This window comes from SAR202 cluster bacterium (assembly GCA_016872285.1).
GTDB lineage: Bacteria > Chloroflexota > Dehalococcoidia > Lucifugimonadales.
This window is the reverse complement of the sequence record VGZZ01000016.1, coordinates 14,755-37,545: the sequence shown is the minus strand read 5'-3', so window position 1 is coordinate 37,545 and position 22,791 is coordinate 14,755. Positions and strand designations below refer to the sequence as shown.

The window sequence follows — 22,791 nt, the reverse complement described above, 5'->3', positions numbered from 1 at the left end:
GGCTTAGATATTATCTGCCGATAGTATAGCGGTGATTTTGCCTGGATTAAGGAATACTTATTCAGTGAAAGATGAAGGCAAGTTGTACAAGGTGGAGAGTCAGCAGTCATCTCTGATTATCATTCTAGAGGGGGTACCCGGCGTCGGAAAGACTACGCTCGCCTCAGCGCTTACTGAAGAGTTAGGCCTTACACATCATCTGAGCACAGGCTTCATGAGGGCAGCGATGGAGCCTTTTTTGACCGAACCGCAAGCGCGGCTTATCCGGAGCCACTCCTTCACTGCGTATGCGGAACTTGATGAGAAAAGAGGCCCAATTACGCCCGAGAGAATACTGAGAGGGTGCGTAGCCCAGGCGGAATTGATGAAGCCGGTGATGCGGTCTTGCACCCAGAGGGCGAAGCGAGAGGGAATAGGAATGGTGCTGGAAGGGAGTCATTTTGTGCCCGGCGTAGTCGACTATAAGGAGTGGGGAGCGGACCTGATGGTTGTATTGGATGTGCCAGACCGGGAGGAGTTGAAGAAGCGAGCGCTGAGCCCAAACCACAGGCTGCGCCACTTATCAGATTACGACTTGAAGCGGATGTTTATACTTCAGGAGGAGCTTCTGGCCCAGGCCCAGAAATACGGAGTACCGGTAGTGGTGAATGTGGATTTGAAGGCAGCGGTGAGGGAGGTGGTAGGGCTAGTTACAAAGCTATGAAGTTGCCCAATTTAAACAATGCAGAAGTTCCTGATTCCAAGCTAGCTGACTATCTTCTCTCTCGTTCTCACTCCTATGGCCGCCACAAGGCGGTCTTCTTTGAGCAGTTTGGCTTTTCATCTAATTCAATAGAAACCCTCGCAAGCGCTCTCTTGCAGCATGCAAAGGAACATGATGTAGCTCTCACAGAAGAATCCGTCTTTGGAATGAGGTCCACTATTGAGAGTAGAATTAAAACTCCCGATAGCAGAAATCCTGTAGTACGCGTGGTGTGGTTTATAGATTCGGGTAGCATCGTACCCAGGTTAGTAACCGCATATCCTCTGCGGAGGAGCAAAAGATGATTAGAGACTTAGATATAGTAGTCTTAAATATTGACTTGCCTGAACACAGGCTGAAGAGGGGAGACGTCGGGACAGTAGTACTAAGTCACGGCGCCAAAGGTTATGAAGTTGAATTTACAGCTTTAGACGGTGAAACAGTAGTAGTGGTTTCAGTAAAGTCACTTGACGTTCGATCCATAGGACGCCGTGAAATAGCTCATGCCAGGTCTATAGAATAGCGAGTCGATAATTCGAAGCTTACTAATTAAACCGCGGGTTAGCCCTAACCCTCCACACTGTCTGCCAGGAGCTCCAGAACGTCACGGACCTTCCTCTCGCCCGACTTGCCTTTTGACTCAACGCCCTCTTCAAGCATCTGAAGGCAGTAAGGGCATGAGACTCCCACTGTCTTAGCCCCCGTAGCGAGAAAGTGTTCAGTGCGGGCGTGGTTGATGCGCGTGCCCCGGCTCTGTTCAATCCATAGATGCCCGCCGCCGGCGCCGCAGCAGAAGCCCCGCTCACGGCATCGTTCCCCCATCTCCACCAGTTTTAAGCCTGGAATGGCTTTCGCGATGTCGCGCGGCTGGTCATAAATCCCGTTATGCCGGCCTAAATAGCAGGAGTCGTGGTAAGCAACGGTCTCGTTGATGGCTTTGACGGGCTTGAGTTTGCCGTCCTTTATCAGACTGTCAACAAACTGGGTGTAATGAAGCACCTGAACATTAGATGAGAGTCCAAGTTGAGGGTACTCATTGCGGAGGGTATTGAAGCAGTGAGGACAAGTAGTCACCACCGTTTTGACGCTATATTTCTGGAACGCAGCAACGTTCTGGGCGGCCAGAGTCTGAAAAAGATACTCGTTGCCCATTCGACGGGCCGGGTCGCCGGTACAACGCTCCTCGTCGCCGAGGATGGCGAAGTCAATGCCGGCGCGAAGGAGTACCCTCGCCATCGCGCGGGCGATGCGCTGGCTTTTCTGCTCTAGAGCGGCGGTGCAGCCCACCCAGAAAAGGACTTCAGCACTCGGCTTTTCCGCGATGGTCTTAACATCAAGGCCCTTGGCCCAGTCAATACGAGAGAACTGGCTGCCGCGCCACGGATGGCCTCGCTGCTCCATGCTCATAAGGGCGTCCATAGCCGTGGGGGGCAGCTTGGACTGCTCGAGCACCAGATTGCGGCGCATGTCCATAATCGTGGGCACGTGCTCCACCTGTACCGGGCACTCCTCCATGCATGCGCCGCAGGTAACACAGTCCCAGATGGCTTCTTCCGACACAGCATGCCCAATGAGAGGTTTGTCGGCTGGCGGCTCCTGTCCCCTGGCTACTACAGGTCCGAACTCCAATAAGTAATCTTTAGTGTTCTCAACGATATGCATGGGCGAAAGGACCTTGCCTGTCAGGTGGGCCGGGCATGACGCGGTGCATCGGCCGCAGACGGCGCAGGCGTAGCCGTCCAGGAGCTGCTTCCAGGTGAGGTCTTGGACTCTGCCTGCGCCGAAATGCTCGGCTTTTTCCAGGTCGATAGGATCCATCACACTCGAAGGCTTGAGAGACTTAAAGAACGAGTTTACCGGGGCTGCCATCATATGCATATGCTTCGAGAATTGGATATATATGCCGAAGCCCAGAATAGTCAGCAGATGGAGCCACCAGAAGAGACCGTGGAAAGTATTGGCGGTATGGAAGCCTATACCCAAATCAACGAACCAATCGCCTATGGCGCCGCCTATGATAACCTTGGACTCCGGGCCAACTCCACCCTTGGCGACGTAAAAGGCCTCAGTCAGAAGGGTAGATACCATTAGGGTGGCGATGAGGGCGACTATTATAACGGCGTCCTTGGCCCTGGTGAGGTCAAAGCTGAGCCGGTGGGGCTTGGCCACCCATCGACGTAGGAAAGCCCAGGCCAAGGCGAATAATATAGCGCCAGCCATTATGTCAAGGTACATGGCGTAGACCTGGGCGCCGGTCTCAGTCAGCAGGGTTTTGGAGAAGTCCCGCCAAACGGAATCGCCAAAGATGAAGATGACGTAGCTGAGAAGGAAGGAAAGGAAGCCATAGAAGATGATAACGTGACCCAGGCCCGACTTATCTTTAAGCGAGAACCGCTGAAGGACTTTTTTCTGGCCGGGAGTGATGAGCAGGAAGTTAAAAAGACGTTTGAGGGGCTGGTCGAATCGCAGGTCCCTTCGGCCAAGGAGGATAAGTTTGATTACGCGGTGGTACAGGAAATGGCCTGAGGCTGCCAGAGCGGCGGCAAGGGCTAGATAAACGCCCACCCAGGTATTTATAGAACCAAAGATACTATCAGGAGGAACCATGTGCGCTAATCTTACCTCAAATTGGGGGTTAGGCTGTACAGTGTAGCATCCAACAAGTTCTGTGCACCGACTCGAGATTTTAATCTAGTCTTTTACGGCTGAGGCTCTTCAAAGCAGGCTTCCAAGAATGTCACCTCGCGGCGGTCCTGGATGTAAAGCTCTGCGGCAGTAATGAGACTATTATCACATTTGATTTGTATTGACACTGCGAGTAGGCTTTGTTAGGATTTCGGGCATCGTATTACGATGTATCTCTAGCATTAAGACCTTCAACCCGGAGATATGCGGTCGCTCACAGAGAATCTCAGGTAAACTTCAACCTTATGACGCCTTCATCTACTGCCCGTCGGCCCCTGCCAGGCCTGTTCACTCGTTACGGAGCGCAGGTGCAGCAGGAACTTTACTTTATGCTTCCCAAAACAGGCTTTGAAATGGACAGGGTCCTGCAATACCACATGGGATGGAGGAATGAGCAGGGTGAAGCGCTGGATACGCCAGAAGGGCAAGGCAAGGCGCTGCGACCTGCCCTTTGCCTTTTCGGATGCCACGCTTTGGGCGGCGACTGGAATAAGGCTCTGCCCGCCGCGGCGGCCCTGGAATTTATTCACAACTTCTCGCTTATACATGACGACATTCAGGACGGTGATATTGAACGGAGGCATCGTCCAACCGTTTGGTACTTGTGGGGACCTGGAAAGGCCCTGGTGTCCGGTGACGCAATGCACTGCCTTGCCTATCAAACCGCCATGGGGCTAAAGGAGAAGGGGATTACCCAGGAAAGGGCCCTCCGAGTCTCGCAAAGCCTGGTGGAAAGCAGCCTGGCAATGATAGAAGGCCAGTGCATGGACCTGGACTTTGAAAATAACTTGACCATAAGCCAGAACCAGTATTTGGATATGATCCGGCGAAAGACGGGGGCTTTGATTACTTGCAGCGTTCAGATCGGCGCCCTGCTGGGCAGCGAGGACCCATCTCACGAAGAGGCGTTTATCGAATACGGAGTCCGCTTAGGCAGAATTTTCCAAGTCAAAGACGACATGTTGGGTATATGGGGATACGAGCACCAGACAGGAAAGTCAGCCGGAAACGACATCAGACGACGCAAGAAGTCTTACCCGATTGTTTACGCTTTGGAAAACGCCAGGCCTAAGGCCCGCAATGAGATGGCTGCTATATATCAGAAAAAATCCTTAAGCGAGGGAGATGTAGAGAATGTGCTGGCGGTTCTTGAGGAATGCGGGGCCCGCCGGCAAGCGCAATCACTAATAGAAGCTGAGGCTTCCTCAGGACTTCGGTCATTAGAAGGCTTGCCTCTCCATGCGTGGGCAAAGCAGGAAGCCGAAGAATTAATCGATTTCTTGGTAAACCGAGAATACTAGGGGGTTACCGTGGCTGTTGTAACTGAGGAGAAAAGGGCCCTTGGAACAGGGACTATTAGGCCTTCAAAGAGGCCCATGGAGCTTTCCCTCCGTCTTGCTTCCTATATGCTGAGTCAGAAACTTAAGGGGCGAAGGCGCTTTCCCCTGGTAACTATGTTGGAGCCTCTGGAGATGTGCAACCTCTCCTGTGTAGGATGCGGCCGCATCCGAGAATATAAGGCCGTGATGAGCAAGATGATGCCGGTGGAGGAGGCTATAAGGGCGGCGGAACAGTCGGGAGCCCCGATTATATCCATCGCCGGCGGGGAGCCCACCATACATCCTCAGATCCACGAGATCATAAACGAGCTGGTAAATCGAAAGTATTTCGTCTACTGCTGTTCCAACGGCCTGCTGATGGAACGGGTGATAAAAAAGATAAGGCCGTCCAAGTACTTCTGCTGGGTCATCCACATGGACGGAATGGAGGAGAAGCACGACGAGTCAGTTGCTAGGAAGGGCGTGTTCAAGAAAGCCGTGGATGGTATTAAGCTGGCGCTGGAGGAGGGTTATCGAGTTTGCACCAACACGACAATCTTTCGCGGCAGCGACGTTGATGACCTGCACGAGATGTTCCGAATGCTCACCGCCATGGGTGTTGAGGGCTGCATGGTGTCGCCTGGATATGACTATCAGTCGATAAGCGATCGGGAGCAGTTCCTGCTGCGCGAGGAATCCAAGACAGTCTTTAAGAAGATCCTGGACCCGGAGAAGACCAAGGATATCCGGTTCTATAACAACCCTCTATACCTCAACTTCTTGAGAGGAGAGCGGGAATACCAGTGCACCGCCTACTCCAATCCAACCTACACCGTCGAAGGTTGGCGGCTTCCGTGCTATCCCCTTGCCGACGCGCACGTTAAAAATGTGTCGGAGGTCATGAAGGAAGAGGTCTGGGAAAAGTACGGCGTGGGGAAGGACCCGCGGTGCGCAAACTGCATGATGCACTGCGGCTTTGAGTCCGCCACCATATTCAACGCCATCGGCAATCCGAGGGACTGGCTCACGCTCATTAAGACCGGCGCGGTAAGCAAGAGCGGCATAGGCGCCAGCTAAAAATGATTGCCATTGTCACAGCTATAAAAGAAGAGGCTGCCGCCCTGCGGTGGCCTCTCCGACGTGTGACGGAGGGCTATTCTGTCACTACGGTAGGAGTAGGCAAGGAACGCGCTATAGAATCTATGCAGAAACTGCTTACTGAAGGTGAGAGGCCGCATTTGGTGCTGGCACTGGGGTTCTGCGGCGGACTCACATCTAGTCTCACGCCAGGATGGCTTATCCTGGCAAAGCGATTCCTTGCGCAAAACCAGGAGCTAGTGCTGAGCGCCACACCCGCGTTTGCGGAGCAAGCAGAGAAGAATTTGACGGCGGTCGGGATTCCGTTTTCGATGGGAGACTCTCTCACTGTTGACGGCGTTGTTCGCAGCAGCCGCCAGAAAGCGGCGCTAGCTAGGGAGTACGCCGTGTCGACTGTGAACATGGAAGATTACTGGCTAGCCCAGCGGTGCGCAGAGGCAAATGTGCCTTTTATATCGGTCAGAGCAGTAGTGGACACAGTCAATGATGACCTTCCAGCTGTTATTGAGGAGTTCGCCAGCACTGATGACTCGGGTAGGGGTCTGAGCATTGCGCTGGGCGCTATCCGGAGGCCCGCCAACGTTCTCATCCTCCTATCCATGGCAAAAAAGGCGGGCGCCGCAAAGAAGAGCCTTGGCGTTTTTGCCGGCAGGTTCGTACCCAACCTTATATCGGGAGGGATACTGAGTCCAGCCTAACGTGAAAGTATTGGTTACGGGGGCTACAGGTTTTATCGGTGGGAATTTGGCGAGGTCCTTAACTGCTAAGGGTTACCAGGTAAGGGCTCTGGCAAGGCCTCGCAGCAGCACCTTAACACTTGAGAATACCGGGGTGGAGATAGTCCAGGGAGACTTAGAGAACAGGGAGTCTCTTGCCAGGGCACTGAAAGGGTGTCAAGCGGTCTTCCACTGCGCGGCCCTGTACACCTTTTGGAGCCGTGACCCAAAGGAGGTCTACAGGGTGAATGTAGACGGCACTAAGACCCTCCTACAGGAGGCGCTGGCCGCGGGCGCTGAGAAGGTAGTGTATACCAGCACCGTTTCGACAATAGGTCTAGCAAAGGGCGCTGAAGGAACCGAGGAGATGCAGCCGGCATGGAAAGACTTGAAGGGCCATTACAAACGTTCCAAATGGCTTGGAGAGCAGGAGGCCCTGAAGATGAACTCCTCAGGTCTCCCGGTGGTGGTGGTGAATCCCACGGCGCCCGTAGGACCGTGGGATGTGAAGCCTACGCCAACCGGGGGCATTATTCGAGACTTCCTGCGGCGGCGCCTTCCAGCGTATGTGAACACAGGCATGAACCTGGTCGACGTAGAAGACGTAGCCATAGGCCATATTCTAGCCATGGAAAGGGGCAGACCTGGCCATCGGTACATACTGGGTCATCAAAACATGACCCTGAAGGAGATGCTTGACCTGTTGGCGAAGATTACAGGACTGAAAGGGCCAAGATTCCGCGCACCATTGGGGCCCCTGATAGGCCTTTCGCGGCTGGACTACTGGGCTGAAGGAAAATTACTTAGGAGACAACCCATATTGCCTCTAGAAGGATTACTGGTGGCCCAAAAGCCTATGTATGTCAGCTCAGGCAAGGCAGTCAGGGAACTAGGGATGCCTCAAAGCCCTATAGAGGGTGCCCTGGGGAAGGCAGTGAGGTGGTTTAAGGAATACGGGAGAGCTTAGGCCTATAAATAAGGCCATGACAATCACACAAAATAAAATTGAAGCGCAGCTAAAGGCCCAATTGGATATTACTGTCCAGAGGGCCCAAGGCTACATGCTTAAAATTCAGCATGAGCAGGGTTACTGGTGGGGAGAACTGGAGTCCAATCCCACCATGGAAGCCGAATATGTCATGCTCTGCCATCTGCTGGGTGTGAATAACCCGGAGCGAAAAAGGAAAATTGCCAACTATATTTTGAGCCGACAGCAACCGGATGGCTCCTGGGTGCAATATTTCGACGCGCCGGGCAATCTAAGCACTTCGGTCGAATGCTACTTCGCCCTTAAGCTCTGCGGCCTTTCCGCCGATGCCGCTCCGATGATGAAGGCAAGGCAATTCATTCTATCTAAAGGTGGCGTGCCCCAAACCAGAATTTTCACTCGGATCTGGCTGGCCATGCTGGGACAGTACGACTGGAAGGGCCTGCCGGTGATGCCGCCGGAGATGGTCTTACTTCCCAGTTGGCTGCCCTTTAACATATATGAATTTTCCAGCTGGGCCAGAGCAACTATTGTGCCTATGTGCATAATTCTTACCGACCGACCCGTTAGTCCCGTGCCTCCACAGGCTGCTATTAGGGAACTTTATCCTGTTGTCAAAGAGCAAACTAAGACATCCCTATCGATACCCAGACCTACAGACCCCTGGAGAGCGCTATTTTATAGCGCCGACCGTTTCCTCAGGTTATATGAGAAGGCCCCGGTGAAAATCGGACGCGAGACAGCGAAAAGGATGGCCGCCCAGTGGATAGTGGAGCACCAGGAAGCCGACGGCTCTTGGGGCGGCATTCAGCCACCATGGGTCTACTCGCTTATTGCTTTGAAACACTTAGGCTACACATTGGAACACCCGGTAATGAACGCTGGACTCCAAGGATTTGAGACCTTTGCTATTGAAGAAGAGAATACTTGGAGGGTCCAAGCATGTGTGTCACCTGTATGGGATACATGCCTGGCTCTGACGGCTATGCTGGAATCCGGGATGTCGGCAGAAAGCGACGAAATGCAGAGGCCAACCCGCTGGCTCATCGCGCGCCAGATTCTGCGGAAGGGCGACTGGGCCGTGAAGTCCCCGAAGACACCGCCCGGCGGGTGGGCTTTTGAGTTCGCCAACGACAATTATCCTGACGTGGATGACGTGGCGGAGGTGTTGATTGCCCTGGAGTGGGCCCGCTTGACAGGTGAGGAGGACCAGCGGCGCCGCAACGCTATAGATTTGGGGGTACGGTGGGTCTTCGGGCTGCAGAGCAAGAATGGCGGCTGGGCGGCCTTCGACAAGGATAACAATCGGGCTTTAATGAGCAAGATACCGTTTGCGGACTTCGGCGAGACTTTAGACCCGCCAAGCGTGGATGTGACGGCGCATGTGCTGGAAGCATTAGGCAGACTTGGCTTCAATAAGGAACATCCCGCAGTGGCGAAAGCGTACAAGTTCATACGAGACGAGCAAGAGGAGGATGGCTCCTGGTTCGGGCGATGGGGCGTTAACTATATCTATGGCACGGGGGCTGTACTCCCCGCCTTGCAGGCAATCGGGGAAGATATGACTCTGCCATATATCCGTAAAGCGGTTGATTGGGTCAAATCCCACCAGAATGATGACGGGGGCTGGGGAGAGAGCTGCGGCTCTTATGTAGACTTCGCACTCAGAGGCACGGGGCCTAGTACGCCGTCACAGACGGCCTGGGCGTTGCTGTCGCTTTTAGCTTCCTGCGAGAACGGCAGCATTTCGGTTGCGCGAGGCATCGAATACCTATGCAGGACACAGAAGGGTGACGGCACCTGGGACGAACCTCATTACACTGGCACCGGGTTTCCGGGGTACGGTGTCGGTCAAAGATTGAAGCGCCTGCCGAAACCCGGCGAGGAAGCCTACCAAGGCCTGGATATGGAAAATGCCTTCATGATCAACTATCACCTGTATCGACATTACTGGCCCTTGACAGCTCTGGGAAGATTTAAGAGGACTTATAAAGAGTAGAGGAAAATGAGCACACTCAAAGTTAAGCCTGTCCAGGTACCCCAGCGGATATCCAGCACAGAAGAGAAGATGCGAGTGCAAGTCTTCTCGCTAAAGCTGGAGGCCAAGGACGCCCCTGAGTTTATCGACATTACGGACCACGTGAAGAATTGCCTGACGCAGGCTGGGGTCAAGAACGGCGTCGTGACGATTTTTTCACGTCATACCACAGCGGCTATAAGATTAAACGAAAACGAGCCTCTATTAATCGAGGATATGAAGCGCTTCCTGGAACGTATGGCGCCTAGAAATGGCGACTACAAGCACAACGATTTCACCATACGCACAGTAAATATGACTGAGAACGAATGCCCAAACGGCCATGCCCACTGCCAGCAGCTTCTCTTAAGCACGAGCGAGACTATTCCTATTATCAACGGCGCTCTGCAAATAGGGCGGTGGCAGCGTGTCTTTATGGTAGAGCTAGACAGACCCCGCCCCAGGGAGGTGCTGGTGCAGGTGATGGGAGGCTGACTGGGTGGTGGTCCTGCTTACCTCTGACACGAAGATTTGGAGCCGAGAGGAAGCCCAAGAGCACTGTCGTCGTCTAGCTCTAACACACTATGAGAACTTCACCGTAGGCTCTCTTCTTATTCCTCGGAAACTGCGCCAGCATATATACAACCTTTACGGCTACGCCCGCACGGTGGACGATCTGGGGGATGAAGCGCCAGGCAGCCGCCTCCAGCTTTTGGACAATTGGGAAAGGGACTTGGACCGTTGCTACCAAGGGCAGCCCGCGCATCCAGTTATGGTAGCCCTCCAAGAGACCATTAATACCTTCGATATTCCAAAAGAGCCCTTTTGGAAGCTCATTCAAGCCAACCGCGCAGACCAAAAAACCAGTCGATACCAGACTTATCAGGACCTTCTACATTATTGTGACCATTCGGCGAATCCGTGTGGTCGATTGGTCCTCTATGTGTTTGGATATAGAGACGAAGCGCGACAGAAGCTCTCGGACTTTACATGCACCGCTTTGCAGCTCACAAACTTCTGGCAGGACGTAACGCGAGACTACGGAATGGGCAGGATTTACTTGCCATTAGAGGACTTGCGACGCTTTGGCGTGACCGAAGAACAGATAGCCCAAGGTCAGGCTGATGAAAAGTTCAGGCGATTGATGGAATTTGAGGTTGAGCGCACTAAAGAGCTATTTGGAAGGGGGCTGGGACTGGTGGAACAGGTGGGAGGCATAGCCAAAGTAGATATCGCGCTATTCAACCGCGGGGGATTGGCGGTGCTTGAGGCCATCGAAAAGCAGGACTACGATGTACTAAGCCGGAGGCCTCGCCTTTCGCGTTTTAGAAAAGGATGGCTATTTGCCTCCACTTATCTCAGAATGCGCCTGGGTGGCCACGTTACCGTTTAGCCAGTAGAGCCTCCCCTGGGGGAGCGGATATGAAAACTTCAACCGATGCTATTAGACAAGCCTATGAAGAATGCAGACGTATCACTAAACGTGAGGCGCGCAATTTTTATTACGCCTTCATCACATTGCCATTCAAGAAGCGTCTAGCTATATACGCGGCCTATGCTTTCTGCCGCTACTGTGACGACGCCGTAGATGAAGAGTCCACCCTGGAGGATAAGCTGAAAGCGCTTTCCACCCTTCGACAGAAGCTCTCAGAGGCTTACGATGACAAACCTCTAGATAATGTGTTCATTGCCTTAGCTGACAGCGCTAAAACCTATAAGATCCCCAAGGAGTATTTTGACGAGGTCATAAGCGGTGTAGAAATGGACCTTACTAAGGCCCGTTATAGCAATTTTGAAGAGCTCCGCCTGTATTGCTATCGAGTGGCTTCAGCGGTAGGGCTGGTGTGCATACATATCTTCGGCTTCAAGCACCCTAGAGCAAAGAAACATGCCATAGACCTTGGCCTCGCTATGCAATTGACTAACATCCTCAGAGATGTGCGGGAAGACCTAAAACGAGGCCGGATTTATATTCCCCAAGATGAAATGAGCCGCTTTGGATATAAGGAGGACGACCTTATAGGGGGCGTAATTAACGAGCCTCAGCAGAAATTAATGCGCTTCCAAGCTGAGAGGGCGAGGGAATATTTCAACAGCGGCATGAAGCTCATGCCTTACCTTTCACTTAGATCAAGGGCATGCCCGGCCGTACTGGCGCAGCTTTATCGCGGGATCTTGGACAGAATCGAGTCAAAGGGTTATAACGTGTTCGAGGGCAAAATCAGCCTGAGCGGCCGCGAAAAGGCCTTGGTGACAGCAACCACATGGCTAAAAAGCCTACTGCCACAGCCCCTTCCCACATAGTTATTATCGGCGGCGGACTCGCCGGCATGTCAGCCGCTTGCCATCTTCTAGACGCGGGTCATAAGGTGACGCTGGTGGAGAAACGCCCCTACCTAGGTGGAAGGGCTTTTTCGTTTACTGACCGAGAGACCGGTCAAATGGTGGATAATGGACAGCACGTTTTCCTGGGTTGCTGCGATTACTACATCGACTTCCTCAAAAAGCTCAGCACCTTTCAAAACGCTTATCTTCAAAGCAAGCTCAGCATTAAGGTATCAACACCTGGGGCCAAGTCCTCACGGCTCTGGTCGGCGCCTCTGCCGAGTCCCTTCCACCTTTTGCCATCCTTTCTTGGCTACCGACATCTGAGCCTGAAGGAAAAATTACTCGCTATTTACGCGTTAGCGGTTATAAGATTCACTAACCGCTACAGGACGCGGCTTGGTGAACAGACTTTTTCTGACTGGCTGAGTAGCCATAGTCAAAGCCCACGGGCAATCGAGAACCTCTGGAATCTAATCGTAAAGCCCTGTGTAAATGATGACGTAAAATGCACCAGCGCTTTTATGGGTCTCATGATATTCCAAGAGGGCATCATGAAAAGCCGTCGCAGCGCCTGCGTGGGTTACGCACGAGTTGGATTGTCCGCCCTCATGGCAGACGCCGCTCAAAGTTACATACAGTCCCGGCATGGAAGACTCATTATGGGTAAGTCGGCTACCGCTCTAAATATTAGAAACGGCAAGGTGGAAAGTTTAGAACTCTCTGACGGCACCTCTATCCATGGAGACTTCTTTATCAGCGCTTTGCCCGCGGACGCCCTATCCACACTACTAGCGTCCGAGGTAAAGGCACAGCCCTATTTTGAAGCTCTCTCCAAATTTCAAACCGCGCCTATTGTCAATGTCCACCTCTGGTATGACAGACCAGTGATGACAGAGGACTTTGTAGCCTTAGTGGAATCGCCACTACAGTGGGTGTTTAACCTGGATGCGATTCAGGGCGGCGACGGTTCCGGCGGAAAGCGAGTAAGCATATCGCTGAGCGGCGCCTTCGAGTATATAGACCAGCCGAAAGAAGCTTTGCAGAAGACCTTCGTAGAAGCTATGGCTCAGGCGTTTCCCGCGGCGCGCCAGGCCAAGATCGAGCGTGTACTGATTGTTAAGCAGGATAAGGCTACATTTAGATGTCTGCCTGGCATCGAAAAGCTAAGGCCTAAAGCAAAATCTCCCATAAGAAATCTATTCCTGGCAGGAGAGTGGACGGACACAGGCTGGCCTTCGACCATGGAGGGGGCAGTGCGCAGCGGTGTAAAGGCGGCGGAAGCTATTCAGACGCTGCTACACGAATAAGATGAAGGCTTTAGTCCTGGCCCCGTTCTCAAGCTCTGCGCTGACTCACTTGAGAGAAGTCTCACAAATCACTTACGAAAGCTGGACGGAAACACGAAAAATCTGGGCGCCCCAGGAGTTGGGACAAAGGCTCCATCGGGAAGGTATAGAGGTACTTATAGTTGAAGCTGACTTCGTGTTCTGTGAAGTTTTTGCGGAGGCGCCGAATCTGAAGTTCGTGGGGTTGTGTCGGGGAGCCGTCAATCATGTTGACCTTGATGCCGCAACAGAACATGGAGTTGTAGTCGTACATACGCCAGGACGCAATGCCCAATCGGTAGCTGAGATGACTTTTGCTCTGATACTAGCCCTGGCTAGACGGGTTTCATCGCTGGACTGTTATGTAAAGGACGGGCGATGGCGAGACCCAGTGGAGGCATATATCAGCCATCGGGGCGTTGAACTGAACGGCAGTACCCTGGGAGTCGTGGGTCTAGGCGCGGCAGGAAAGAAGGTTTCGAATTTAGGACAAGCCTTTGGTATGCGTGTCCTGGCCCATGACCCTGCGGTGGATGTTCAAGGCCAGCGCAAGTACGGAGCGCAACTCACGGACCTAAAGACACTGCTGAAGGAATCCAAATTCGTTACACTACACGCCCCATCCACTAGTGAAACCAAGAACATGCTGAACAGCCAAACCCTGGCGTTGATGCCCAGGAAGTCCTATCTAATCAATACAGCATCCCACGACCTCGTCGACGAGACTGCTCTGGTTGACGCGCTCACTTCTGGACAATTGGCCGGCGCCGCCTTTGACGTTCACGAGTCTCATCCGATTGCGCCCTCAAGCCCGCTGCTAAAACTGGATAATGTCGTTCTTACTCCCCACGTAGGCGGAGCAACCGATGGGACGATTGAGCGACACTCGTTGATGATTCTGGATGACCTGGAGAGATTTCTGTCGGGCCGACGACCCCACAGGCTAGCGAATCCAGGAGTGTGGCGTCGCCGTGGGAGATAACCTGTTGGCTTTGGACCTCGGCACAAGCAGCCTCCACTGCGCAATTACAGACGTTAAAGGCAGGGTCCTAGCATCATCGGCGTCAAGAGTGCAAGTCCGTACGCCGCGAGATGGCCCTCGACTGGCCCGCGAATTAGACGCTCAAAAGATTATGGCTGATGTGACGCATCTGGTTACAAGGTGTTTAAAGGATGCGAATATTTCCGCCCGAGATATCAGGGCCGTTGGCGTTACAGGCCAAAGACAGGGAATCGCCCTTCTAGACGGCGATGACAAAGAGCTGATGCTAAGCCCCAACATAGACTTACGCGCCAGCTTTGAGGGACTGGCGATGCAGGAAGAGTGGGGGATAGAGGTATACAAGACTACCGGACACTTTCCTTTGCTCCTTCTGGCGCCGGCAAAAATTCACTGGGCTCGCAAGAATAAACCAGATATCATCCATAGACTACGCCATCTTCTTACACTCCCTGGGTGGCTGGTATACAGGCTTACTGGCGAGGCAACCTGCGAAGCGTCACTGGCGGCTTCGACTGGCTTGCTGAACATATACAACCGTCAACGACCGGCGAGTCTGCTTTCGAACATTGGAGTGCCGATGGAAAAGCTTCCGCCTCTTGCAGAATCTGGAGCAGTTGCCGGGATATTAAAGGAAAGCGCAGCTAAGTCCCTGGGGCTGCTGCCAGGAATTCCGGTTACGCTAGCTGGAGCGGATACGCAATGCGGCCTGCTGGGCATGGGGTTAATGGATTATGGTCAAACCGGCGTAGTCGCGGGATGGAGCTGCGCCGTCCAGTCCATAACCAAACAGCCGCGTCATGATACCCAGATGAACTTTTGGACCGGCTGCTACCCGATAGACGGAATGTGGACATTGGAAGCTAATCTTGGGGATGCTGGAAACGCCCACCGATGGTTGAAAGAGATGCTCATGGGTAAGGAGATGCCCTGGGAATACGCGGATTCTCTAGCGGAGGCAACGGAGCCTGGAAGCGAAGGCGTAACCTGTTTTCTAGGTCCAAGCCTTAGCAGCGCTCCAAGAGCCAAGTTGCAGAGAGGCGGTATAACTTTCAATACTCCGTTAAGCTACGAGGAAACTAACCCAGGTCAAATCCTTCACGCGTTCTATGAGAATCTTGCCTACAGTCTAAAAGAAAACGTCCCGGCTATGGAAAAGGTAAACGGATATTCTTCTGAAACGCTTCACATTGGCGGCGGCATGGCCCAAAGCGCTGTACTTGCCAAAACCATCGCCGATGTGATTGGACGTCCTGTGAGGCGCGCCACAGGCCCGGACGTGAGCAGTATTGGAGCGTCCATGGCTGCGGCTTCGGCGGCAGGGATATACTCGAATCTCTCTGAAGCTTGCCGGGAGATGGCCTCAGATTTAGAAGTCTTCGAGCCTGAGATGGTACGTACTTTAGAGTACCAAGAGCTGTTCCAGCAGTGGAAGTTACTCTATCAGAGGATTCAGGACAGCTAGCTTGCCTAATAGTAGATGGGTTAAAGAACGCGAAGCCCTTTGTCAGTCTTGCCACAGATTGGCCAAAGCCGGGCTTGTTTTAGGAAGCAGCGGCAACGTTAGCATGAGACTGCGACAGTCCAACAAGTACACGGTTCTCATAACGCCCATGGGCGCCGAGCTTGAGACTGTATCAAATGATGACCTGGTGATTATCGACGAGAACGGGGAGCCGGTGGAGGAGGAGCGTCCGCCATCTTCAGAGTCTGCGTTACATCTGGAAGTATACAGGCGGCGCCCTGAGATAAACGCCGTAGTCCACACCCACCCTGTATTCGCGACAGCGGCATCGATAGCCATAGAAGAGCTGCCCCCGATTATCGACGAAGTGATCATAAAGATTGGAGGTGGAATACGAAGGGCCGAGTATGCTTTTCCTGGCACAGAAGAGCTAGCACAGCGGGCTAGCGAGGCTCTGGAGAATCGAATGGCGGCAATGCTGGCACACCACGGGCTCCTGTCTGTGGGGTTGGACTTGAAGGAAGCGCTGGAAGTAACCTTCTTGGCTGAGCGCCTGGCTCAAATATTCCTATATACTTCTATCCTAGGCCGGAGCAGAGCGTTACCGGAACAAGCAGCAAGGATAGAAGAGGAGCTTTTTCGTATGAAAATGATGGAGGCCAGAGCTAAGGGAGGCCTTGATGGTAACAGTCCCTAGCTTCCTCCTAAGAAGGCTCTATGTAAAAGGAAGCCTCAGGCAAACGCCCGACGGCATGGCTTTCGATTTGCTCAATAAACTCGGTTCGGGCTATGCGAAGCGTTTGCTGCCACTTACCATAGATGGCATAGAAGTCCCTTTGGAGAACTCTTCATTTGTCGTAGACGGCAAGCAAGTAGGATTCGGCCAAATATCAGAGAAGTACCCCTTTTCTATTGCCCTTAATAAGACTACGACCGTAGTTTCCAAAGGCGTCAGGCTAATCAGTGGCCCTCATAAGATAGTCATGGGTTTTGAGGTGGCCGGCCTAGGAGTCCTGCGTTTCGACTTTATAGACACCGCGCCTGATGCCTGAGGCTGCACCCCAACCGCCTGTTCTTGTTACGGGCGCCGCCGGGTTTATTGGTTCCTTGCTGGCGCAGAGGCTGTTAGAAAACGGCCGGCAGGTCATTGGCCTGGACATCAGGAAACCAGCAGAGCGCCCACCCAACCTCACATTCCATGAAATGGATTTGAGCCGTCCATTGAACCCTGAATTATTGGCCGCTCGACCCATAAAAACAGTGGTGCATCTAGCCTTCCAGATGCGCGAAGGCCGAAGCGGTGGTGAAGCGGAGAAAATACGTTTGGCGAATCTGGAGTGCCTTCACAATGTTATGGAGGCCAGCGTTACCGCCGGCGCTAATGAATTTATCTATCTAAGCAGTCACACAGTCTACGGAGCTAGGCGCGAGAACCCGGTGCCAATCACGGAAGATTACAAATCGAAGCCGTTGGTTGGCTTTCAATACTCGATGACCAAAGCTCTGAGCGAGCAAGCCCTCTGGGACTTCCATCGGCAGCATCCAGAGTTGAACATCACAATTCTTCGCTGCTGCATGGTGATGGGTCCAGGAGAGGGTTACGTGGCGAGAGCGCTGAACAAGCCTCTTTTACTCATGGTTTCCGGATACAACCCACCTATCCAATTCATTCACGGTCAGGACCTGGCAAGGCTGCTAGCATGGTTTTGCGACAATCCGGTGCCTGGTGTTTTCAACGTTGCAGGCAACGGCGCGCTGCCGTATAGCGACGTAGCGCGAATCCTGGGCAAGAAAGCTGTGACGCTCCCGAGCTTCCTTGCGTATCCGTTAGTACAAGCAGCATGGAGGCTGGGACTGCAGAAAGAGGCTTCCCGGGGAGGGTTAGACCTGGTCAGATACCCCATAGTTTTAAGCACAGACAAGCTTTTAAAGAACACAGGGTTCCAATGTCAATATGCTTCGGAAGGCGCTCTACGCGCTTACGTCGAGTCCCGTAGCCGCTAAAACCAACCGTCCAACTTGTCAACCTAGATTCCTATTGACTGCCTTTTCAAAGTATGCAATTATGTGAGAGAATAATTGTTGACTAAGAAACTCGACAATAGGTCAACTAAAGCGTCCAGCGCAAATTTGAGCCGACTACTTATTGTCGAAGATTCGCATCGGGCTTTCCAATTATGAGCGCGCACTCTAGGCGTACTACGTCCTCAAAGGAGCTATCAGGGAGAAGACGTGACCACAGCTAACCAGCAGGTAAAGACTTTAGCGGAACAGGGCTACAAATACGGCTTCGTGACCCCTATTGAGTCGGAAACAGCCCCTAAGGGCCTTAGTGAGGACATAGTACGGTGGATTTCGGCTAAGAAGAACGAGCCTGAGTTCATGCTTGACTGGCGTCTAAAGGCCTACCGGCATTGGAAGAGCCTGCATGAGCGTGATCAATTGCCTCGATGGGCCAATGTAAGATTTCCGGCCATCAACTACCAGGACATCATATATTACGCAGCCCCCAAGTCTAAGAAGAAGTACAACAGCCTGGAAGAAGTAGACCCCGAACTCCTTCGCACTTATGAGAAACTGGGCATACCGTTGGACGAACAGAAGCGATTAGTCGGTGTAGCAGTGGACGCTATCTTCGACAGCGTGTCAGTGGCCACCACATTCAGGGAAGAACTGGAGAAACACGGGATTATATTCTGTTCCTTCTCGGAGGCCGTGCAGAACCATCCGGAGCTAGTCAAGAAATATCTGGGGTCTGTGGTGCCATACTCAGATAACTATTTCGCCGCGTTGAACTCCGCGGTCTTTTCCGACGGCTCCTTCTGTTATGTACCCAAGGGCGTGAGGTGTCCCCTGGAACTCACTACGTACTTCCGTATCAACACCGCCGAAACCGGCCAATTTGAGCGAACGCTGATAATCGCCGAAGAGGGCAGCTATGTAAGCTACCTGGAGGGGTGCAGCGCTCCTATGCGAGACGTGAACCAGCTTCACGCCGCCGTCGTAGAACTGGTGGCTTTGGGCAGGGCTGAAATCAAGTATTCGACCATCCAGAACTGGTATCCAGGCGATGAGAAGGGTGTCGGCGGCATTTATAACTTCGTGACTAAGCGAGGCAAGTGCGCAGGCCGCGACTCCAAGATCTCCTGGACTCAGGTGGAGACCGGCTCTGCTATCACATGGAAGTATCCCAGCGTCATCCTGCAGGGCGATAACTCCGTCGGAGAGTTTTATTCGGTCGCTCTGACTAAAGGCTACCAGCAGGCGGACACAGGCACCAAGATGATCCATATCGGCAAGAACTCGCGCAGCAAGATCATCTCCAAGGGTATTTCCGCAGGCCACGGCCAGAACACCTATCGAGGACTCGTACGAGTGATGCCTAAAGCCGACAACGCCTGGAACTTCACCCAGTGCGACTCCCTTCTAATCGGCGACAAGTGCGGCGCGCATACGACCCCTTACGTCGAAGTGAGGAACAACACCGCTCACCTGGAGCACGAAGCCTTTACGTCCAAAGTGGACGAGGACATGCTTTTCTATTGCCAGCAGCGGGGTCTAAGCCCGGAGCAGGCCCACTCGCTCATAATCAACGGCTTTTGCAAAGAGGTCTTCCAGAAGCTGCCTTTCGAGTTCGCAGTGGAGGCGACCAGGCTTTTGGAACTAAATCTGGAAGGCACGGTAGGTTAAGAAAATCATGCTTGAAGTCAAAGACCTGCACGTCTCAGTGAATGGTCAGCCTATTCTAAAAGGCTTGACCTTGAGCCTAAAACCAGGCGAGACCCATGCCATTATGGGACCTAATGGCTCCGGCAAAAGTACTCTTGCTTATGTGCTGGCGGGCAAGCCGGGCTACGAAGTCAGTCTGGGTCAGGTGCTTTTCGAGGGCCGGGACCTGCTGCAGATGACACCGGAAGACCGGGCTAGGGCCGGCGTTTTCCTGTCCTTCCAGCACCCCATAGAAGTCCCCGGCGTACGCCTAGACCAGTTTATTCGCGCTGGATACAACGCTATTCGCAAGACTCACGGGCACGAGGAACTGGACCCTTTAAAGTTTGATCGCTTGCTGAGGCAAAAGGCCAAGATTGTAGACTTAGACCCCGCCATGGCCAAGCGGTCGGTAAACCAGGGTTTTTCAGGCGGCGAGAAAAAGCGCAACGAGATTCTCCAAATGGCTATCCTGGAGCCGAAGTTGTCGATTCTGGACGAGCCTGATTCCGGGCTGGACGTAGACGCGTTGAGGATAGTGGCTGAGGGGATAAACCAGCTCAAAGGACCGGATAAGTCCATTCTGCTGGTCACTCACTATCAGCGCATCCTTGGCTATGTGGTCCCCGATAGGGTGCATGTGCTGGTCGGAGGACGAATTGTGCAGTCCGGAGACCGCGACCTGGCATCGGAAGTCGAGTCCCAGGGGTATGAGAAGTTTGAAGCCCTAGCGCCCAAAGGTCGCTGATATAGCTGGAGTGCAAATGATTCGACCTCAAGCGCCGGAGAAATCCGCTTATCATTCAGCCTTCGATGCCATGGAACGCAACGGCCAGAGTAAGACCCCGCCATGGCTTCGCGATATCAAGCGGCAAGCCATGGACCGCTTTAGCGAGCTAGGTTTTCCTGTGGCGCGCCGGGACAACGAAGAGTGGAAGTACACGGATGTTGCTCCCATAGCCCATACTCAATTTAATATACCAACCTCCACACCTTCTCTCACGTCATCGGAAATTGAAGCGTTCACGTTGGGAGAAGGCAGATGGCGCACTCTGGTATTCGTGGACGGCTTTTACTCCAAAAAGCTATCTTCAGTTGTTAATGTGCCTTCAGGGGTTATTGTCAGTGATCTGGCAGAAGCCTTAGGAACACAAAACGATCTTCTAAGGGAACACCTAACGCGCCACGCGGGGTATGAACACCAGGCGTTTACTTCGATTAATACGGCATTAGTTAACCACGGCGCTCTAGTATATGTCCATGAGAATCTGTCACTGCCGCATCCCATTCATTGCCTTTTCATAAACTCGGGCCGCCAGCCTGACAGTCTGTCTAATCCGAGAGTCCTGGTGGTGACGGGGAAGGACAGCAAGGCAATGGTTATTGAAAGCCACGTTGGTTTGTATGGAGGCCGCTACTTTTCAAACGCAGTTTCAGAAGTCGTGGTGGGGGCCGGGTCGTCAGTGCAGCACTACCGGCTGCAACGCCACAGCCTAGGCGCGTATCACGTAGGAACGACACAAGTGGAACTTGGCGAGAACGCCAGCTTCCATTCGGTAACCCTTGACTTGGGCGGCGCGTTGGTGAGGAATAACCTGAATGTGGTTATAGCGTCCGAAGGCAGCTCCTGCACCCTGAACGGCGTTTACATCGCCAGCGGGACTCAGCATATCGACAATCAGGTCATCATAGACCACGCCAAACCCCATACCACTAGCCGTGAATTGTACAAGGGTGTGTTAGGGGGCAAGTCGCGGGCGGTGTTTCATGGCAGCATCATCGTGCGGCCTGGCGCTCAGAAAGTGGACGCGCGACAAGAGGACAAGAACCTGCTCCTTTCGCCGCAGGCCGAGGCCTTCACCAAGCCGGCCTTCTGGATCTACGCCGACGATGTGAAGTGCGGGCACGGCGCCGCCAGCGGCCAGTTGGACAAGGATGCCCTTTTCTATCTTCAAAGCCGCGGGTTGTCGCAGGACGTGGCGCGGCACCTCTTGATTCAGGGATTCATTGGCGAAGTCATAGATTCTATAGCCCATGACGAGTTCAAAAAATCCGCAAGCGAGATGGTGACTGAGCGGCTCATGGTTGAACTTATGGAATCTAAGGTTACTGAGCTGCGGCAATAGCTTTGAGCAGAAGGAACTATGCTGGACGTTAAAAAGATTAGACAAGACTTTCCAATTCTATCCCGCAAGGTCTATGGGAAACCTCTGATATACCTGGACAACGCAGCTACTTCCCAGAAGCCAAAACAGGTGATTCAAGCGCTGGCGGAGGTATACGAAAAGTACAACTCCAATGTGCATCGGGGCGTCCACGCGCTGAGCATGGAAGCCACCGAAAAATATGAGGGCGCGCGAGAGAAGATAGCGCGTTTTATCGGCGCGCCGACGGAATGCATGGTGCTGGTGCGCGGCACTACGGAAGGCATCAACCTTGTAGCCAACACCTGGGCTATGTCCAACGTTAAGGAAGGCGACGAGATACTTCTGACCGAGATGGAGCATCATAGCAACCTGGTGCCCTGGCAGCGTGTAGCCCAGGCTAAAGGAGCAAAGTTACGGTTTCTGCAGGTCACCGAGGAAGGCACGTTAGACCTTTCTAGATTAGACTCAGTACTGACCAAACGCACCAAGCTGGTAGCCATGAATCATATGTCCAACGTGCTGGGCACTATCAACCCCGTCAAGGAGATAGCCCGCAAGGCTCACGCTGTGGGGGCGCTGATGCTGGTGGACGCCGCCCAGAGCGTGCCCCACCTGCCTACCGACGTGAAGGACTTGGACTGCGACTTCCTGGCTTTTTCCAGCCACAAGATGCTAGGGCCTACCGGCACTGGCGGCCTATATGTAAAGAAAGCTGTGCTTGAGACCATGGAGCCGTGGCTGCGGGGCGGCGACATGGTGCGGGAGGTGACCCTGGAGTCAGCCACATGGAATGACTTGCCGGTAAGATTCGAGGCTGGCACGCCAAACTTCGCCGATACTATTGCGTTGGGAACAGCAGTGGACTATTTGCAGTCCCTGGGCATGAACAATGTGCGAGAGCATGAAATATCGATAACTCGGTACGCTTTGGGCGCCATGAAGGAACTCAGCGAAGACTTTCACTTCTTCGGCTCGCCGGACCTGTCCAAACGAGGCGGCATCGTGTCCTTCCACTCGCCGGACCTGCATCCTCACGACCTGGGCACGATACTAGACAGGGAAGGCATTGCGGTTAGGGCCGGGCATCACTGCGCTATGCCGCTGGTGCGGGGCAGGCTGGGAGTTCCCGCAACGGCCAGGGCCAGCTTCTACATCTACAACACCGAAGAAGAGGTGGACGCCCTGGCGGCGGCGATGAAGAAGGCGCTCAAGTATTTCGCCAAGGCGCCATCGGGCAAACCCCGCGCTTAAGG

22 protein-coding genes are annotated in these 22,791 nt (G+C 53.4%); 21 read left to right on the top strand and 1 reads right to left on the bottom strand.

Annotated elements, in window-relative coordinates; all coding sequences use genetic code 11:
- Nucleotides 1-7: 7 nt before the first annotated feature.
- From FJ320_06155 to FJ320_06145, 3 genes are read left to right on the top strand one after another with little or no spacing between them, the layout of a single operon-like run.
- Entirely contained in the window at nt 8-703 is a 696-nt protein-coding gene (locus FJ320_06155) for a hypothetical protein (GenBank protein ID MBM3925558.1), read from the top strand.
- Nucleotides 700-1,047 (top strand): hypothetical protein, encoded by a 348-nt coding sequence (locus FJ320_06150; protein ID MBM3925557.1) that lies wholly within the window; start codon nt 700-702, stop codon nt 1,045-1,047. The genes FJ320_06155 and FJ320_06150 overlap by 4 nt, the downstream gene beginning before the upstream one ends.
- Complete coding sequence (locus FJ320_06145) at nt 1,044-1,265, top strand: DUF4926 domain-containing protein (protein ID MBM3925556.1); 222 nt, start codon at nt 1,044-1,046, stop codon at nt 1,263-1,265. The genes FJ320_06150 and FJ320_06145 overlap by 4 nt, the downstream gene beginning before the upstream one ends.
- A gap of 44 nt (nt 1,266-1,309) precedes the next feature.
- On the opposite strand, the gene FJ320_06140 is transcribed toward FJ320_06145, so the two are convergent.
- Nucleotides 1,310-3,349: a (Fe-S)-binding protein gene (locus tag FJ320_06140; GenBank protein MBM3925555.1), complete on the bottom strand. Its 2,040-nt coding sequence runs from the start codon at nt 3,347-3,349 to the stop codon at nt 1,310-1,312.
- A 323-nt stretch (nt 3,350-3,672) separates the two neighbouring features.
- On the opposite strand from FJ320_06140, the gene FJ320_06135 reads away from it, so the two are divergent.
- The 18 genes from FJ320_06135 to FJ320_06050 all read left to right on the top strand — a co-directional run bounded on the left by FJ320_06135 (nt 3,673) and on the right by FJ320_06050 (nt 22,789).
- Nucleotides 3,673-4,728 (top strand): polyprenyl synthetase family protein, encoded by a 1,056-nt coding sequence (locus tag FJ320_06135; protein MBM3925554.1) that lies wholly within the window; start codon nt 3,673-3,675, stop codon nt 4,726-4,728.
- A 75-nt stretch (nt 4,729-4,803) separates the two neighbouring features.
- The gene (hpnH, locus tag FJ320_06130) at nt 4,804-5,823 is read left to right on the top strand and encodes an adenosyl-hopene transferase HpnH (protein MBM3925553.1); all 1,020 of its coding nucleotides are present in this window, start codon (nt 4,804-4,806) and stop codon (nt 5,821-5,823) included.
- 2 nt (nt 5,824-5,825) lie between these two features.
- Entirely contained in the window at nt 5,826-6,542 is a 717-nt protein-coding gene (locus tag FJ320_06125) for a hypothetical protein (GenBank protein ID MBM3925552.1), read from the top strand.
- Between the two features lies 1 nt (nt 6,543).
- Entirely contained in the window at nt 6,544-7,527 is a 984-nt protein-coding gene (locus FJ320_06120) for an NAD-dependent epimerase/dehydratase family protein (GenBank protein ID MBM3925551.1), read from the top strand.
- A gap of 16 nt (nt 7,528-7,543) precedes the next feature.
- A complete protein-coding gene (shc, locus tag FJ320_06115; protein ID MBM3925550.1) occupies nt 7,544-9,547 on the top strand; it encodes a squalene--hopene cyclase in 2,004 nt (667 codons plus the stop codon).
- A gap of 6 nt (nt 9,548-9,553) precedes the next feature.
- Nucleotides 9,554-10,060, top strand: coding sequence for a YjbQ family protein (locus tag FJ320_06110; protein ID MBM3925549.1), 507 nt, complete (start codon nt 9,554-9,556; stop codon nt 10,058-10,060).
- Nucleotides 10,061-10,064: 4 nt separating this feature from the next.
- On the top strand, nt 10,065-10,958 hold the full coding sequence (hpnC, locus tag FJ320_06105; GenBank protein MBM3925548.1) for a squalene synthase HpnC: 894 nt from the start codon (nt 10,065-10,067) through the stop codon (nt 10,956-10,958).
- Nucleotides 10,901-11,869 carry a presqualene diphosphate synthase HpnD gene (gene hpnD, locus FJ320_06100; GenBank protein ID MBM3925547.1) on the top strand — a complete coding sequence of 323 codons (969 nt, stop codon included), beginning with the start codon at nt 10,901-10,903 and terminating at the stop codon, nt 11,867-11,869. The genes hpnC and hpnD overlap by 58 nt, the downstream gene beginning before the upstream one ends.
- Nucleotides 11,830-13,200 (top strand): FAD-dependent oxidoreductase, encoded by a 1,371-nt coding sequence (locus FJ320_06095; protein MBM3925546.1) that lies wholly within the window; start codon nt 11,830-11,832, stop codon nt 13,198-13,200. Before hpnD ends, FJ320_06095 begins: the two co-directional genes overlap by 40 nt.
- 1 nt (nt 13,201) lies before the next feature.
- Nucleotides 13,202-14,200, top strand: coding sequence for a hypothetical protein (locus tag FJ320_06090; protein ID MBM3925545.1), 999 nt, complete (start codon nt 13,202-13,204; stop codon nt 14,198-14,200).
- A gap of 151 nt (nt 14,201-14,351) precedes the next feature.
- Complete coding sequence (locus tag FJ320_06085) at nt 14,352-15,683, top strand: hypothetical protein (protein ID MBM3925544.1); 1,332 nt, start codon at nt 14,352-14,354, stop codon at nt 15,681-15,683.
- Nucleotides 15,661-16,380: a class II aldolase/adducin family protein gene (locus FJ320_06080; protein MBM3925543.1), complete on the top strand. Its 720-nt coding sequence runs from the start codon at nt 15,661-15,663 to the stop codon at nt 16,378-16,380. Before FJ320_06085 ends, FJ320_06080 begins: the two co-directional genes overlap by 23 nt.
- The gene (locus FJ320_06075; protein ID MBM3925542.1) at nt 16,364-16,735 is read left to right on the top strand and encodes a hypothetical protein; all 372 of its coding nucleotides are present in this window, start codon (nt 16,364-16,366) and stop codon (nt 16,733-16,735) included. Before FJ320_06080 ends, FJ320_06075 begins: the two co-directional genes overlap by 17 nt.
- The gene (locus FJ320_06070) at nt 16,728-17,687 is read left to right on the top strand and encodes an NAD-dependent epimerase/dehydratase family protein (GenBank protein MBM3925541.1); all 960 of its coding nucleotides are present in this window, start codon (nt 16,728-16,730) and stop codon (nt 17,685-17,687) included. The genes FJ320_06075 and FJ320_06070 overlap by 8 nt, the downstream gene beginning before the upstream one ends.
- 228 nt (nt 17,688-17,915) lie before the next feature.
- The gene (gene sufB, locus FJ320_06065; GenBank protein MBM3925540.1) at nt 17,916-19,373 is read left to right on the top strand and encodes a Fe-S cluster assembly protein SufB; all 1,458 of its coding nucleotides are present in this window, start codon (nt 17,916-17,918) and stop codon (nt 19,371-19,373) included.
- A 7-nt stretch (nt 19,374-19,380) separates the two neighbouring features.
- The gene (sufC, locus tag FJ320_06060; protein MBM3925539.1) at nt 19,381-20,139 is read left to right on the top strand and encodes a Fe-S cluster assembly ATPase SufC; all 759 of its coding nucleotides are present in this window, start codon (nt 19,381-19,383) and stop codon (nt 20,137-20,139) included.
- A gap of 16 nt (nt 20,140-20,155) precedes the next feature.
- Nucleotides 20,156-21,517: a Fe-S cluster assembly protein SufD gene (sufD, locus tag FJ320_06055; GenBank protein MBM3925538.1), complete on the top strand. Its 1,362-nt coding sequence runs from the start codon at nt 20,156-20,158 to the stop codon at nt 21,515-21,517.
- Nucleotides 21,518-21,538: 21 nt separating this feature from the next.
- Nucleotides 21,539-22,789, top strand: a complete 1,251-nt coding sequence (locus FJ320_06050) for a cysteine desulfurase (GenBank protein ID MBM3925537.1) — start codon at nt 21,539-21,541, stop codon at nt 22,787-22,789.
- Nucleotides 22,790-22,791: the final 2 nt, after the last annotated feature.